The 15,476-nt window shown below is 64.2% G+C and carries 14 protein-coding genes; 5 read left to right on the forward strand and 9 right to left on the reverse strand.

From position 1 onward, the window contains the following. Positions 1 to 4: 4 nt before the first annotated feature. Positions 5 to 1,288, forward strand: coding sequence for an amino acid ABC transporter permease (locus KBY93_RS05315; protein WP_255093203.1), 1,284 nt, complete (start codon positions 5 to 7; stop codon positions 1,286 to 1,288). Positions 1,289 to 1,291: 3 nt separating this feature from the next. Continuing rightward, complete coding sequence (locus KBY93_RS05320) at positions 1,292 to 2,035, forward strand: amino acid ABC transporter ATP-binding protein (RefSeq protein WP_315856387.1); 744 nt, start codon at positions 1,292 to 1,294, stop codon at positions 2,033 to 2,035. Between the two features lie 67 nt (positions 2,036 to 2,102). Here the strand turns inward: KBY93_RS05320 and KBY93_RS05325 are convergent, their stop codons facing one another. Then, entirely contained in the window at positions 2,103 to 3,680 is a 1,578-nt protein-coding gene (locus KBY93_RS05325) for a glycine betaine ABC transporter substrate-binding protein (protein ID WP_255093204.1), read from the reverse strand. Positions 3,681 to 3,927: 247 nt separating this feature from the next. Between KBY93_RS05325 and KBY93_RS05330 the strand changes: the two genes are divergently transcribed. Together KBY93_RS05330 and KBY93_RS05335 are read left to right on the forward strand one after the other, a co-directional pair. Beyond that, positions 3,928 to 4,266 (forward strand): P-II family nitrogen regulator, encoded by a 339-nt coding sequence (locus KBY93_RS05330; RefSeq protein ID WP_255093281.1) that lies wholly within the window; start codon positions 3,928 to 3,930, stop codon positions 4,264 to 4,266. A 64-nt stretch (positions 4,267 to 4,330) separates the two neighbouring features. After that, the gene (locus KBY93_RS05335) at positions 4,331 to 5,080 is read left to right on the forward strand and encodes a GAP family protein (protein WP_255093205.1); all 750 of its coding nucleotides are present in this window, start codon (positions 4,331 to 4,333) and stop codon (positions 5,078 to 5,080) included. Positions 5,081 to 5,090: 10 nt separating this feature from the next. Here the strand turns inward: KBY93_RS05335 and KBY93_RS05340 are convergent, their stop codons facing one another. From KBY93_RS05340 to KBY93_RS05365, 6 genes are all read right to left on the reverse strand, one after another. After that, positions 5,091 to 5,492, reverse strand: coding sequence for a fasciclin domain-containing protein (locus KBY93_RS05340; protein ID WP_255093206.1), 402 nt, complete (start codon positions 5,490 to 5,492; stop codon positions 5,091 to 5,093). A gap of 32 nt (positions 5,493 to 5,524) precedes the next feature. Next, positions 5,525 to 6,817: a CO2 hydration protein gene (locus tag KBY93_RS05345; RefSeq protein WP_255093207.1), complete on the reverse strand. Its 1,293-nt coding sequence runs from the start codon at positions 6,815 to 6,817 to the stop codon at positions 5,525 to 5,527. Beyond that, a complete protein-coding gene (locus tag KBY93_RS05350) occupies positions 6,814 to 8,250 on the reverse strand; it encodes an NADH-quinone oxidoreductase subunit M (protein ID WP_399222617.1) in 1,437 nt (478 codons plus the stop codon). Before KBY93_RS05350 ends, KBY93_RS05345 begins: the two co-directional genes overlap by 4 nt. A gap of 72 nt (positions 8,251 to 8,322) precedes the next feature. Further along, positions 8,323 to 10,149 (reverse strand): NAD(P)H-quinone oxidoreductase subunit F, encoded by a 1,827-nt coding sequence (locus KBY93_RS05355; protein WP_255093209.1) that lies wholly within the window; start codon positions 10,147 to 10,149, stop codon positions 8,323 to 8,325. Positions 10,150 to 10,318: 169 nt separating this feature from the next. Further along, entirely contained in the window at positions 10,319 to 12,745 is a 2,427-nt protein-coding gene (ppsA, locus tag KBY93_RS05360; RefSeq protein WP_255093210.1) for a phosphoenolpyruvate synthase, read from the reverse strand. Between the two features lie 27 nt (positions 12,746 to 12,772). Further along, positions 12,773 to 13,966 carry an ABC transporter substrate-binding protein gene (locus KBY93_RS05365; RefSeq protein ID WP_255093211.1) on the reverse strand — a complete coding sequence of 398 codons (1,194 nt, stop codon included), beginning with the start codon at positions 13,964 to 13,966 and terminating at the stop codon, positions 12,773 to 12,775. A 73-nt stretch (positions 13,967 to 14,039) separates the two neighbouring features. On the opposite strand from KBY93_RS05365, the gene KBY93_RS05370 reads away from it, so the two are divergent. Beyond that, a complete protein-coding gene (locus KBY93_RS05370; protein ID WP_255093212.1) occupies positions 14,040 to 14,846 on the forward strand; it encodes a Tic22 family protein in 807 nt (268 codons plus the stop codon). Positions 14,847 to 14,876: 30 nt separating this feature from the next. Here KBY93_RS05370 and KBY93_RS05375 read toward each other — a convergent pair whose 3' ends face one another. Together KBY93_RS05375 and KBY93_RS05380 are read right to left on the reverse strand one after the other, a co-directional pair. Next, positions 14,877 to 15,092, reverse strand: coding sequence for a GIVxVP protein (locus KBY93_RS05375; RefSeq protein WP_255093213.1), 216 nt, complete (start codon positions 15,090 to 15,092; stop codon positions 14,877 to 14,879). Then, positions 15,089 to 15,475, reverse strand: a complete 387-nt coding sequence (locus KBY93_RS05380) for a hypothetical protein (protein WP_255093214.1) — start codon at positions 15,473 to 15,475, stop codon at positions 15,089 to 15,091. The genes KBY93_RS05375 and KBY93_RS05380 overlap by 4 nt, the downstream gene beginning before the upstream one ends. Position 15,476: the final 1 nt, after the last annotated feature.

Below are 15,476 nucleotides of genomic sequence, written 5' to 3' on the forward strand. Positions count from 1 at the left end.
GCCGATGACCCCCATCCAAACCGGACCGGAGTCCGGAACCACCCCACCCCTTCGCCCAGCTAGGCCGGCACCGGAGTCGGTTCAGCCCAACTGGGCCGGTGCCCTGCGCCAGGAACTTTTCGCAAGCCGCACCGATGGCCTGGTTTCGGTGCTGCTGATCATGGTGATCCTGGCGGCGGCGCTGGGGCTGCTGCGCTGGGCACTCGCTCAGGCCCAGTGGGCCGTGATCCAGGCCAACACCAGCCTGTTCGCCATCGGGCGCTACCCCGTCCAGCAGCAGTGGCGCCTCTGGCTGCTGGTGGTGCTGGTGGCAGCGCTCAGCGGCGTGAGCTGGGGCTTGCTCCGGGCTTTTCCGCGGGCAGATCGCAGCGGCGAGATCTGGCCGTTCAACGACCGGCTGGTGGTGGCCCTGCTCGGTTTCCTGGCGGCCTGGCTGCCGGCGGCCCTGGCCCTCGGTCTTCCCCTGCAACTGCGCTGGTGGGTGATCACAGCCCTGCTGGTGACCATGCGCTGGCTGGCGGGCCACTGGGGGCGGAGCTTGCCTTCGCGGCTGGTGAAGCTGGTGCCCCTGTCCTGGCCGCTGCTCTACCTGTTCGGCATGGTGCTGATCGCCGGCGGCCTGGGCCTTCCCAGGGTGCCTCCTTCCGAGTGGGGCGGGCTGCTGCTCACTTTGCTGATGGCCAGCTTCGCGATCCTGCTCAGCTTTCCGATCGGCGTGGTGGTGGCCCTGGGGCGCCGCAGCAGCCTGCCGTTGCTGCGCTGGAGCTCGGTGCTCTACATCGAGTTCATCCGTGGGGCCCCGCTGATCACCCTTCTCTTCCTGGGCCAGAACATCCTGGGCTACATGCTCCCCGGCGGCTGGGCTCCGGATCGGGTCTGGCGGGCCGCCTGGGTGCTCACCTTCTTCTGTGGCGCTTACCTGGCAGAAGCGGTGCGCGCCGGCCTCTCTGCCGTTCCCCCCGGCCAGCTGGAGGCGGCCCGTTCCCTGGGCCTCTCGATGCCCCTGGCCCTGCAGCGCGTGGTGCTGCCCCAGGCCCTGCGCATTGCCCTGCCGGCCGCCGTGGGGCAGTTCATCTCCCTGCTGCAGGACACCACCCTGCTGTCGCTGATCGGCTTACTCGATCTGCTCGGCACCGCCCGAACCGTGATGGCCAATCCCGAGTTCCTGGGCAAGAACGCCGAGGTGTATCTCACCCTGGCTGTGCTGTTCTGGTGCTGCTGCGCCGCCCTCGGGCTGGGCAGCCGGGCCCTGGAGCGCCGCCTAGATCCCACCCATTCCCCCGTCTGAGCCATGCCGTCCACCCAGCCGATGATCGAGGCCCGTGGGGTGCAGAAGTGGTACCCCAATGGCTTCCACGCCCTGCGCGGAGTCGATCTGAGCGTGTCGAAGGGAGAAGTGGTGGTGATCATGGGGCCCTCGGGCTCCGGCAAGAGCACCTTCATCCGCACCTTCAACGCCCTTGAGGAGTTCCAGGAAGGTTCCATCAGCGTTGATGGGATCGCCCTCTCCAACGACCTGCGCAACATCGATGCGATCCGCTGCGACACCGGCATGGTGTTTCAGCAGTTCAACCTCTTCCCCCACCTCACGGTGCTGGAGAACCTCAGCCTGGCCCCGGTGGTGGTGCGCAAGCGGCGGCGAAGTGAGGTGGAAACCCAGGCCATGGCCCTGCTTGAGCGTGTCGGCATTGCTGAGCAGGCCAGCAAGTACCCAGGCCAGCTCTCGGGCGGCCAGCAGCAGCGGGTGGCGATTGCCCGCTCACTCTGCATGGAACCGAGGATCCTGCTCTTCGATGAACCCACCAGTGCCCTGGATCCGGAGATGGTGGGCGAGGTGCTGGAGGTCATGCGCGGCCTGGCCGCCGAAGGCATGACCATGGTGGTGGTGACCCATGAAATGGGCTTCGCCAGGGAGGTGGCCCACCGGGTGGTGCTGATGTCGGAAGGACAGATCGTGGAGGAGGCCGCTCCTGAAACGTTCTTCACCAACCCCCAGCACGAGCGCAGCCGTCAGTTCCTGGCCCAGATTCTCTGAGGGTCCAGAGGCCTGGAGTACTTCCGAAGGCCGCGGGTTCACTTGGCCCTGTTTCCGGGCTGGACTCTCAATGAACGCCGGACGTCTCGAGGTCGTCGAGGAAGCTGCGCACCACCTGCCCCACAGCTTCTCCGTTCTGGTCCACACGGGCATTCAGCCTCTGCATGGTCTGGGCGTTGAGTTTTCCCTCAAGACTGCCAAGGGCGCGGCCGATCTCCGGGTGACGCCGCAGGCTGGCGCCATTGACCACTGGCACAGCCTCGTAGGGCGGAAAGTAGTGGCGGTCGTCCACTAGCGCCGTCAGCCTGAGACTGGGAATCAGGCCATTCGTGGAATCTCCGGCAATCAGATCCACCTGAGAATCGGCCAGAGCGCGATAAAGCAGGCCCAGGTCCATCGAGACCGGGCGCGTTGCAAAACGCAGGCCATAGCTGCTGGCCAGGCCCTTGTAGCCATCGGGCCTGTTCAGAAATTCATAGCCGAATCCAGCTCTCCAGCCGGGAGTGTGGACGGCCGCCTGAGAGATCGTTGCCAGCCTGAGGCGCCGGGCGGTCTCCTGACGCACCAACACCGCAAAAGTATTCTCGAATCCCAGCGATGGGAACACCTCCAGATCAAAGCGGTCCCGGTAGAGCCGGCGGGTCCGCTCCCCCACCGTCCTCGCCTCATGCATGGGCGGTTGCTGCAGGATCGTCATCCAGGCCGTGCCGGTGTATTCCACGTAAGCGGCGATGCGACCGCTGCGTACAGCCTCCTGGCAGATCGCCGTTCCCCCCAGACTGAACTGCCTGTCCACCTTCAGGCTGCTGTTGCGCTCGATCTGCTGAGCGAGCAATTCCCCCAGCAGGATCTGCTCGGTGAAACTCTTGGATCCGATCGTGATACGCCCGGCCACTGCAGGGCGGACCGAGAAGGGTCCGAACCCCAGGAAGGTAGCTGCAACCAGAGCAACCACGACGCCCCCCAGGCCGGCAGCCAGCCAGGAGCGACGACGTCCCCATCCCCATGGCTTCAGCGGCCAGCGCCTTGGCGTGCGTCCCTGCAACAGGCCGATGGCGGTGTCGGCGCCCAGGGCCAGCAGCGCAGCTGGAATCGCCCCCGCCAGGATCAGACCATTGTTCATCGTGGCCAGCCCGCGGAAGATGAACACTCCGAGCCCACCTCCACCGATCGCGGCGGCGATCGTGGCGACCCCCACACTGATCACTGTGGCCACCCGGATCCCGGCCACAATCACCGGCAGGGCCAGGGGCAGCTCCACGTGGCGCAGCACCTCTCCCTTGCTGAGACCCAGGGCCTGGCCGGCTTCGCGCAGGCCCGGGGGTACGCCGGACAGACCCGTCACGATTGAGCGCAGCAAGGGCAAGAGCGCGTAGAGCACCAGCGCCACCACAGCCGGCACCGGCCCGATGCCCCCCAGAACGGGCACCGTGATCAGCAGACCGAAGATCGCCAGGCTGGGGATGGTCTGGATCATTCCCGCCATGGCCAGCAGCGGGCCTGACCAGCGGGGGCGAGACTGAATCCAGAGGCCGGCAGGCAGGCTGATGGCCAGGGCTAAAGCCATGGCCAGACCCACCAGCACCAGGTGTTCGCCGGTGCGTTGCAGGATCTCGGCGATCAGATCCCTGCCGGGGGCGGCCATGGGTGAAAACACTGCAGGCGATTCTTCAGCTTCGCAGGGGTGTGGTGAGAGCCCCACTGGCCCGGATCCAGTTCCTGCCGAAAATCGTCATCCGAATCAGCTCCAAGAGGCCGCAGGGCTGAATTCTGTCTCGACAGCTACAGAGAAGAGCCGCCTTGACCCGCATTGTTCGCTTGAATGCCCGTGCGGCTGGGTGTTCCCCACCGTGCTTCCATCACTTCACATTGTCATTCCACTGTCTTTCATCATGAAAAAGGTTGAAGCCATCATTCGCCCAGTCAAGCTCGACGATGTCAAAACGGCTCTCGTCGATGCGGGCATCATCGGCATGACCATCACGGACTGCCGTGGCTTCGGCCGCCAGAAGGGGCAGGTGGAACGTTATCGCGGCACTGAATTCACCGTGGAGTTCATCAACAAGGTGAAAGTTGAGGTCGTGGTCGACGACGACAAGGTAGATGCTGCCATCGAAGCGATTGCGGGTCCTTCCCGAACCGGCGAAATCGGAGATGGCAAGATCTTCGTGACGAATGTGGAGAAAGCTGTACGCATCCGCACGTCGGAAACTGGCACCATCGCCCTCTGAGCAGCCACCGGCCCCTCGCGCTCCGGGGCGCCAGACCAGTACGGTCGTTGACGTCACTTCGGCGTTGGCGCCCCCTGTGCCCAGCCTTGATCTGTTCGGCCCTGCCCCCCACCTGAGCGCTGCTGCGCTGTTTGGTCAGTCATCACTCTTCGGGTTCGGCATTGCCTTCAGCCCGTTGCACATTGCTGTTGTGGTGCTGCTTCTGCTGGGAGAATCCCCGCTGAGGCGTGCCTTGGCCTTCGTGAGTGGTTGGGCCAGTGCCAATGGACTGGCGATCGTGGCCCTGATGGTGGTGGGAGACAACCTCTCCCTCGCTCTCAACCACGGAGAACGGGGTCAGGTGATCATCGATCTGGTCGGTGCGGCCGTATTGATGGCACTTGGCCTCTATCAACTGACTCCGGCCGCTGCCATCGGCGAGCAGGGTATGGCGATGCGTCTGATGAGTCGGCTGCCTGACTTCAGCACACCGATGCTCGTCCTGATTGGCGCGGCCAGCGCCCTGCTGACCCCAGAGAATCTGGTCTTCTACCTCAAGGAAGCCGGCTTGTTGTTGATAAATCAGCCGGGGGTCAGCACCGACCTGGAACTCACCGGTGTGTTCGTGGCGGTGGCCAGCTCATTGTTGCTGCTGCCTCCCCTGGCCTGGATCGCCACAGGAGGTGGCATCCGTGTCCCCCTCAGCCGACTTGAGGGATGGATGGAGCACCACGGCGAGTGGCTGGTTGGTGTTTTGGCCCTTTTGATCAGTGCATATCTGATCTGGGAGGGCCTGCATGGACTCTGGTTGATGCAGGGAGCCGCACCCCTTTGAAAAGGAGATGTCAGCCCGGCAGCATCACCCGGTTGATCACGTGAACGATGCCGTTATCGCAGACCACATCAGCGGCATTAACACTGGCATTTTTCACCTCGAATGGATCGGCGCGGCGGATCGGTAACGGCGCTCCTTCCAGGGTGGTCCATTCCGGTTGGCTGACCAGCTGCTCGCGGGTGTACTGACCCGAGAGCACGTGATACTTAAGGATCCTCGCCAGTTGGGGTGGGTTCTGCACCAAGGTCTGAACTGTGCCGGGCGGCAAGGCAGCAAAGGCTTCATCCACCGGGGCGAACACGGTGAACGGCCCCGGGCTGGCCAGGGCTTCAAGCAACCCTCCAGCCTCAACGGCCGCCAGCAGAGTCTGAAAACAGCCGGCCGCACGGGCGGTGTCGAGAATGTCAGGCACGGTGGTGGTTGTCAGAGGGACTGTGGATCAACTCAGCGGTAGTCCTGGGTCTGCACATCCCGCAATCGGGCTTCAGGCCTCAGGAAGCGATCCATCTGGCTTTCGAAGAAACGGCGGTTGGCGAGAAGATGCTCTGGATCGGGATCATCCAGGGGATAGAACAGTGCCGCCCTCAGGGCCTGGATCACCGCTGAGGTTACGTTGTACATCGAGCGCTGAAAAGTGATGCCCAGCTGAATCAGCTGATCTTCCTCGCCGCGACGATGCTTGAGATAAATATCCTTGAGATAGGGGGGCAGGAAATGCACCATGTCCTGCATCAGCAGGGTGGGTGGAATACCGGCAGACCCCACCGGAAACACATCGGCATAAAGGATGCCATAGTGAAAATCGGCCTGCTGATCTGGCACTTGTCCAGCTTGGGCATTATAAGACTTGGTGCCACGAAACGGTGCAGTGCGATAGAAGACAGCCTCCACATAGGGTAGGGCAGCTTCATAGAGCCAAGTGAAGCCTTCTGATTTGGGAATGATCTCCAGACACTCTCCATCTATGTAGACATGATGGTAAATCGGACGTCCCGCCACGGCAAAGATGCCATTCACCAGGAAGTTCATGGCGTCAGGCACCCCGGCAAAGCCCCCTTCGTCGTAGATATCGCTCATCTCGAAAAAGACCGGTGCCATCACCTCCCAGAACAGGCCGAGATTGGCGTAGTAACTGAGCTTGCGCACCTGTTCCAGAAACATCTCCGGAAACAGCTTGTGCAGACCCAGCATCAGGGGATTGCCCTTGAAGTAGGCCTTAATTGCCCGATCGGCATTGGCCTTATAGGTGTCGCTCTCCAGGTAGTCGTAGAAGCGCCCGCCCATGCCCTGGTGCCAGAACATGGCATCCATGCAGGCCTCCGCGAACTCCATGTTGATGCGGTCGTGCCACAGGTGGTGAAGCAGCTTGGGCATCCGCCGCGTTTCACCTTTCGCCATGAACTCCAGCAGCTCGGGGTGAGCTCCGGCCTCGCCTCGCCAGATGCGCAGGTCGGCGCTCTCTCCGGCATAGGAATTGGGGAGATCGAGGTACTCCTGGCTGGGAAAGTATTTGAACGCCGGCAGAGGATTGAGGAATACACGCTCGGCGATGTACAGGAGATCCCGCCAGTAGAAGTCCATCGGCACGGCGTAGGCCTTGTAGATCCCGATGATCTGGAGGAGGTTTTCCGGGGTGTCAGGCAGCATCGAACCACCGGCTTCAAGCCTCTCCACCACTTCGGCGAAGGGGTGGGTGGACGGGGGGAGCAGCGTTGGCCTGGGGATCAGCACCGTCATGAGGGGAGCTCCTGAAGGAGTGAGGTGGCAGGGAGGGACGCGATCAGTGGGTGGTGCAGAGCCAGGGGTGTGGTGACGGATTCACTCCAGCCCAGGGTGAGCGGCGGCCAGAGGCCACCCACCAGCACCAGAGTTGATAGGGCCAGGGCAGGTAGCCGCTCGGACCAGGTGGTGGCGGGATAGAAGGCCTTGGCGTTGTCGAGCTTGCCGAAGCCCACCCTGTTGAACAGGCGAACCGCGTACACCGCCGTGAGTCCGGAGGCGAACAGGCAGCCGAGGGTGGGCAAGGGGAACACGGTCCAGCTGCCCTGGAACACCACCAGTTCCGCAACAAAGCCGACCATGCCGGGCAGACCTGCTGCGGCCATCAGGGCCAGGAGGAACAAACCAAGGGTGAAGGGCAGTCCCCGCAGGGGGTTGAGCAGACCGGAGAGTTCGGCGATCTCGGTGGTGCCGGTCTTGGCTTCGATCAGACCAACCACGCAGAACAGCAGCGAGGAGATCAGGCCGTGGGCCAGCAGCTGGGCGACCGCTCCCTGAAGGCTCAGGGGGGTGGCGGCAGCCATGGCCAGAAGCAGCAGACCCATGTGGCCGAGGGAGCTGTAGGCCACCAGCCGGCGCATGTCGGTCTGGGCGATGGCGTTCAGAGCTCCATACACAGCACCGGCGGTGCCCGCCACAGCGATCAAAGGCGACCAGGCCTCCCAGGTGTCACCCATGAAGCCCACCCCGAAGCGCAGCAGACCGTAAGCCCCGAGCTTGGAGACAGCTCCGGCCAGCAGCATTGCCACCGGTGAGGAGGATTCGCTGTAAGCCAGGGGCTGCCAACCATGCAGGGGCACCGCCGGTAGCTTCAAGCCAAAGGCCAGGATCAGCAGCCCCAGGATCCAGAACTTGGAGCCCTGGGGGAGCACCGCTGTTGCCAGGTCGTCGTAGGCGAGGCTGAACCCATTGGTATTGAGCAAGCCGAGGGCCAACACCGCCGCCAACAGGGCCACTCCCGAAGCGGCGCCGTAAAGCAGGTAGCGAATGGCGGCCTCGCGGCTGCGCTCATGGCCCCAGATCGCGATCAGCAAGGTGGTGGGAATCAGGATCAGCTCAAAGGCCAGCACGAAGAGCAGGCCGTTGCGGGCGAGCAGTGCCCCCTGAAGCCCGAGGTTGGTGGCCATCACCAGGGAGAAGAACAGCCGCTGCCGCGGCATCTCCAGGCTGGTGGCAGCAACGGCCATCAGGGTCAGCAGGGAGGTCAGGCCCACCAGGGGAAGTGAAAGGCCATCCTGGCCGAGATGAAAGTCGAGGCCCAGCTGGGGCAGCCACGCCACCCTCAGGTCGCTGGCGGGCTGCATCACCATCCTGACCAGAAGCAGCAGCTGCAGACAGGGGATCAGAAGGGCCAGACGTCGGGGCCAGGGCCCAGCTGGAGCGACGACCATCGCAAGCGCGGCCGCCAGCGGAAGCAAGAGGAGCAGAAGCAACATCGGAGTTGACGGCTGGGGAGTCGGGCTTCAGAAATGAAGTGGGGAGGGTGCCAGGGCCAGCTGACGGACGAGGAACCAGACCCCCATCAGCAGCACGCCCACGAGCACGGTGAGGGCATAGCCCTGCACCCGGCCTGAGGTGCTGTAGCTGAGCCGGCGAGCCCCTTCCATGGTCAGACCGCCGCTGCGGTCGCTGAAGCCGTCGACCAGACGGCGATCCACCCAGCTGCTGGCCGCTGCCAGCACCACCACCAGACCCACCACGGTGCGGCGGTAAAAAGTTTCAGTGTGCAGATCGGCCGCCAGCCAGTGCTGCAGGCCGTCGAGCGGATGGGGTAGCTGCTGCCAGGTAAGGCCTCCTCCCAGCAGGGTCGAGGCCAGCAGAGGCACGGTCATGGGGCTCCAGTTGACAGCGCCGAACTCTGTGGGTGCCAGCAGCACAGGCAGATGCAGCACCATTCCCGCCCCAACCATGGTGGGGAGCACCATCAGCCAGAGCACTTCGGCCGAGCGGATTGTGAACACCGAGGGGGTTCCTCCCCAGATCCGCCGGAAAATGCGAACCAGTCCGGCGCTGATCAGGGCGTTGGTGAGCAGCAGGACCGCCACCAGGGCGGCTGGAGCAGGCCCATCGAAGAGGGAACCGGCCAGTTGGTTCAAGGCTCCAAAGCCGGCCAGGGGAGGCAGGGCCACAAGGCCGGCCGCACCCACGAGAAAAGCCAGGCCCGTGAGCGGCCGCCTCGACCAGAGTCCCCCCAGCTGGGTGAGGTCCTGGCTGACATTGCTGGTGATCACCGTGCCCACCGCCATCAGCAGCAGAGCCATCGGCAGGGGATAGATCAGCAGCATGTGCCAGGCCGCATCCACGGCCCCGCAACCCACGGCCATGAACAACAGGCCGAACCAGCTGCTCACCAGAAACGACAGGGCGCGTTTGATGTCAACCTGGGCCAGGGCGATCAGGGCACCCACCAGAGCCGTGGTGCCGCCCACCACCACAAGAAAAGCCTGGGCTGTAGGGCTGATGGCCAGCAGGGGTTGAAGACGAAGCAATACCCAGGCGCCACCGGCCACCACCACCGAACTGCGCAGGATCGTGGAGGGCAGAGGACCCTCCATGGCCTCATCCAGCCAGAGGTGGAGAGGAATCTGGGCGCATTTGCCCATCGGCCCTGCCACCAGGGCAATCAGGATCAGGGTGAGGACCGGCGAAGGCTCAGCCTGAGCGGCCCACACGGCCAGGTCATTGAAGTTCCAGCTGCCCGCCAGCGGCAGCAGGGCGATCACACCCGCGAGCAGCACGAGGTCGCCCACCCGTTTGGTGAGGAAGGCATCCCGGGCCCCCTTGACCACCAGCGACTGGTTGTACCAGGTGCCGACGATCAGGTAAGTCCCCAGGGTTAGCAGCTCCAGGACGACATAGGAGAAGAAGAGCGAATCGGTGAGCACCAGGGCGCAGAGGCCTGCTTCGAAAAGATTCAGCGAACCAAAGAAGCGAGGCCAACCCCAATCCATTTCCAGGTATCCAATCGCATAAACCTGTGCGAGGAGATGAACGCCGCAGATCATCGTCATGGCGATCAATACGCTGCGATCGATCGTCGCGTCAAAATTGATCGTGAGCCCGGCGGTGGACAGCCAGGTCCAGCTGAAGCTCAGCGAGCGGCCTGAACACCCCATCCAGGCAAGGAGGCCATGACCGAAGGCCAGACCATTCATGAGCAGGTTGAGATACCCAGCAGGCCTCGGACCGCTCTGGCTGATCAGGCCAGGGGACCAGAGGAAGGAAAGCAAACCGCCGAGCAACGGGTATAGCGGAATCAGCCAGGCCGTCTCGAAGAAGGGGACGGTCATCGCGTTGTGCGGTGCGCGGGAGATTCGCAGAACCTTAGGGCTTCCGGTGCGCTGCGGAGAGCCAATGAAGTTGCATTGCCTATGGCTCCGTTAAGCGTTGTTGATCGGCTACAGCCCCGATCAGAGCTCCCGACTCAGGACCTGTCCCGGCTAATTCCAACCAGCTGCTTCAGCTTGCCGCGGCCAGTTCGGCCTCGATCGCCGCGATCGCCAGACGGGTAGCGATCACCGCATCGGGATTGAGGCTGATCGAATCGATGCCTTCCTTCACGAGAAAGCGGGCAAACTCGGGGTAGTCGCTGGGGGCCTGGCCGCAGAGGCCGATCGGACGACCGCAGCGGTGGGCGGTGTGGATGGCGAGACGGATCATCTCCTCCACGATCGGATGACGTTCATCGAAGAGGTCCGCCACCAGAGAGGAGTCGCGGTCGATGCCGAGAGTGAGCTGGGTGAGGTCGTTGGTGCCGATCGAGAATCCATCGAAATGCTTCGAAAAGGCTTCGGCGCCGATCACGTTGCTGGGCAGCTCGCACATCACATACACCTTGAGATCGTCCTTGCCGCGCACCAGGCCGTGGCGGGCCATCTCCTTGAGCACCCGCTCACCCTCCTCCGGGGTACGGCAGAAGGGCACCATCGGGATGGTGTTGCGCAGTCCCATCTGGCGGCGAACCCTGAGCAGGGCGCGGCATTCCAGGCCGAAGGCGGCCCGGAATCCCGGGGAGGTGTAACGGGCAGCTCCCCTCCAGCCGATCATCGGATTGGCTTCGCTGGGCTCGAAGGCCTGGCCACCGAGCAGGCGCGCGTACTCGTTGCTCTTGAAGTCGGAAAAGCGCAACACCACCGGCCTGGGATGGAAGGCCGCCGCGATCCGCGCCATGCCCTGGGCGAGCCGATCCACGTAGTACTCAGTGGGATCGTCGTAGCCGGCAGTCAGGTTGGCAATGGCCTCGCGCTCCGCTGGATCGCTCACCCGCTCGGGCTGCAGCAAGGCCATCGGGTGAACCCTGATGTGGTTAGCGATGATGAACTCCAACCGGGCCAGGCCGACGCCATCACAGGGGATGGCCGCGAAGCGGAAGGCCTTCTCCGGGTTGCCCACGTTCATCAGGATGCGGGTGCGCGTGGGGGGCAACTGCTCGAGCTTCTGCTCCTCCTTCTCGTAGCGCAGCAGTCCCCGGTAGACCATGCCGTCCTCCCCTTCGGCGCAGCTGATCGTGATCGCTTCACCATCCTGGATGCGCTCGGTGGCGTCACCACAGCCCACCACGGCGGTGATGCCCATCTCCCGGGCAATGATTGCGGCGTGGCAGGTGCGCCCCCCCTGGTTGGTGATCACCCCCCGGGCCTTCTTCAGGATCGGTTCCCAGTCGGGATCAGTGCGCTCGGTCACCAGCAGATCACCCACCTCAAATCGGTCGATGCCACTGGGGTTGAGGATCACCCGGGCGCGGCCACTGCTGATCGAGGCGCCGATGGCGCGTCCATGGGTGATCAGCTCCGCCTGATGGGGCTTGAGATGCCAGCGGCAGAGCACCGATCCCGAGCGTCTGGATTCGACCGTTTCAGGACGTGCCTGAAGAATGAAAAGCTCACCGCTTTCCCCATCGCGGGCCCACTCGATATCCATCGGTGTGGCCGTCCCATGGCGAGCGCTGTAGTGGTCCTCGATCAGGCAGGCCCAGCGGCCCAGGGTGAGGGCCTCTTCATCGCTGATGGCATAACGGCCGCGCTCCGGGGGCGGCACAGGTTCGTTGCGTACCGTGCCGCCTTCGCCGTACACCATGCGAATCGCCTTGCTGCCCAGGCGCTTGCTCACGATTGCGGCATAGCCCTCACGCAGGGTGGGCTTGAACAGCAGGATTTCGTCGGGATTCACCGCTCCCTGAACCACGTTCTCGCCCAGGCCATAGGCCGCGTTCAGCAACACGGCGTTGCGGAAGCCGGTTTCGGTGTCAATTGTGAACATCACTCCAGCAGCGCCCAGATCGGAGCGCACCATCCGCTGAACACCGATCGAGAGGGCCACCTCCAGGTGGTCGAAGCCATTGATCTGGCGGTAGGAGATGGCTCGATCGGTGAACAGTGAGCTGTAGCAGCGCAGGCAGGCGGCCAGCAGATCCTTCTCTCCGCGCACGTTCAGGTAGGTCTCCTGCTGGCCGGCGAAGCTGGCGTCAGGCAGATCCTCCGCCGTGGCACTGGAGCGCACCGCCACCGCCCCGGCCCCCAGTCGGGCGTAGGCCGCCGCCACGGCATCGCGGAGCTCCGGCGGCAGGGCTGCCCCAAGGATCAGCTCCCGTGCTCGCTGGCCGGCCTGCTGCAGAGCTGTGAGATCGCCGCTGTCGAGGTTCCCCAGGATGGCCCTCAGGGTGGGCTCCAGGTCATTGCGCCTGAGAAACAGGCGGTAGGCGGCTGCAGTGGTGGCGAAGCCACCAGGCACCTTCACTCCCTGACTGGCCAGCTCCCGGATCATTTCCCCCAGAGAAGCGTTCTTGCCGCCCACTTCAGCAATGGCGTCGATGCCCACCTCCTCAAAGGGCCTCAGCAGGGGGGCTTCGCTCAGGGGAGAAGTGAGGGTGGCCTGGTTGGGGTCCATGGCGATCGGCTCGCACAGAAACTGACGTTAGGAACGGCTGGCACCCGGGTCGGCCTTCAGCGGAGTCAGCCGCAACTCCCCGGCCGGAGGAGTGCCGGGCGCTAGATCAAGGCGGCTGGCGGCCCCGCGCAGGGCTACCGGCTTGCCGGCCCTGCGGGCTTTGAGGGCGTCGCAGAGATCGAGGGGTTTGGCTTTGGAATCCAGCCAATCCAGCGTCCAAATCTTCGACGTCTGCCCTTCGAGGGAGGAGACCGCCACCAGCTGGCCCGTGTCGAAGCCGGCGGCCTCCACCAGCCCAGGGGTGTAGCCATGGCGTTGCTTGAAGGCCAGCTCGAAACGGTCCCAGCCCGGCCCGCGGCTGAGCGAGTCGACCCCCAGCTGAGCCATGGGCAAGGGTTCACGCACAGGGAACGGCCAAGCCAGGGTCAGGTTCTCCGGAAGGTCGAGTTCGGCTACAGCCCGGGCCAGGGGGCTGCCGGGGGTTGTCATCACCACCAGGGAGGAAGGGGTGTACCAGCCCACGTCATCGCGCAGCTGGGCCAGCACCTTGGCGTCGGGATCCACGATTGCCTCGGGCTCGTTGGTGGGACCCACGGTCCAGCCTCCGCTGCCTTGGATCGTCTCCACGAAGCGATCGGCCAGGGCGGCCTGCTCCGCTCCGCCGTCATGAATGACCATCACCTTGCCCTTGTTGTTCTCCAGCAGGCCCCTGGCCAGGCGGTCGGCCTCGAGGCTGCGGGACGGCAGAACTGGCCAGATTCTGTCGGCTCCCACCTGACTGGGCAGCCGTTGCAGGGAGTAGCCCCGTTGCAATGGCAGCAGCACGTTCACTTCCCGGCTCTGGGCAAGCCGTCCGAAGGACAGCAGATTGACCGCAGGGGGAGCGATCAACAGCTCAGGCATCGGAACACCGAGCAACAGAGCTTCCGGATCCTGCTCCGGCGGAAGCCAGCCCAGTCCCAGGCTGGGGGGTCGAAGGCCACAGGTTGTGGTCTCCTCCATGGCCAGTCCGTAGCCGCGGCGCAGGCTGTCTCCCACCCCCGCCAGCAACCCCTCACTGGGCAGCAGCATCAGCACCTCCTGGGGGAAGGGGGTGCTGGCCGCCAGGCTCTGAACCCCGACGAGTACGGCCGCCAGGCCGACACCGACACTCCAGAGGGGAAGACGCAAACCGTGCTCTGGGGAGGGTGGTGGCCCGCTTCCCAGTCCGCCAGTGGTCATGGCCCATACCGTCCAGCCCAGCGAGATTAGGTGCAGCTCCGTTCCTAGGCTCAATCTTTTCGTTGAGGGACGCATGCCAGGCCCCACCGTTCCACTGCAGGATTCGCATCTGGCCTCCCCAGCAGGGGGATCGAGCCGCCGCCGCCTGATTGCTCTGCTGACCAGCTGCGGTCTGGGCTGCGCGGGGCTAGTGGGCCTGTTTCAGCCCCTGCCGGCGCTGGCCATTCCTCAGCAGGAGGCCATGAAGAAACTGGCTGTGATCCCGGTGTTCGTGCTCACCGATTCCAAGGGAGTCCCCCTGCCGCTGCAACGGGACAAGGCCCTGGTGCTGCCCCTGTTCCTTGATCGGGGCAAGGCCGAGCAGGAATTGGCCGCCTTTCTCAAGGCCAACCCCACCATCAAGGCCGGGGTACTGCCCATGCCCATGAACGTGGCCCTGGAGCGGGTGCAGGAGCTCAACAAGTCGCTGAAAGACCGCAAACTGCTTTCACCGGTGATTCCAGCTCCTTCCGACCTGAGCCAGGCCCGTATTCTGCTGGGCAAGCAGGGCCTTGATCAGAAAGCGATCCAACAAGGTCTCTCCGTGCCGGTGTTCTTCACCACGCCACTGATCACGGTCAAAACGCCCCAGGGGGAACGCGGGCTCTTCTTCTTCGACTACGCCTCGTTGCAGAAAGCGATGGCGACCATTCCCGATCGCAACAAGCTCACGATTAAGGCCGCGGATCTCAGTGCCGTGATGGATCAGATCGTGAAACAGAGCAAGGACACCTATTCCTTTTACCCAACACCGGAGTACTTCCGCTTGGTGCAGCAACAGTCCAGAACCCAGGGGGCTGGCCCAGCTGTGGCTCCCCCGGCAGTGGCCCCACGCCGATGAAACGGATCAACGTCGGCTGAGCCTGAGCGCCTAATCCGAGCTTTCCTCCGGTTCAGTCTCCGGTTGGGCCTCAGGCAGCAGCTGGGTGAGCAGACCTCCGGCCAGGAGCACCGCAGCGATGGCCAGAGCCAGGGGACGGTTGGCTTCCGACCCTTCGCCGTTCCAGAGGGCCGCGCTGAGAAAAGCACCTCCAAGCAACAGGGTTGGGACCAGCACGATGCCTTTGGCAGTGCGATTCAGGCTCATGGTTGCTTGGGGTCGTCCTCGCTGGACGGGCAGCCTTGTGGGCGAATCAGCGACGGCAAGGGCTGGGCCAGGCCAGCGCTGATCAGGCCTGAGCCCAGGTCATCCCCTCCCCGCAGCACCTGAACACGGGCGAGCAACACACCATCTGCAGAGCCCAGGGGACGCAGGTTCACCCGGGTGCGGCGTGGAAGCTCCTGGCGCAGCCAGTCTTCAGCGGCCCTTGACTGCTCGGGTGTGACGCTGATGCAGCCAAGCTGAACCGGGTAGCTGCGGTTCTGATCGCCCACCTGGAGCAACACGCCACTGCGCACCTGCAATACCTCAGCGGCAGCTGCCGGCAGGGCGCTCAGGGGGTCGAGCAGCAGGCCCAACACCAGGATCAAG

The organism is Synechococcus sp. J7-Johnson (genome assembly GCF_024345795.1).
GTDB lineage: Bacteria > Cyanobacteriota > Cyanobacteriia > PCC-6307 > Cyanobiaceae > Regnicoccus_A.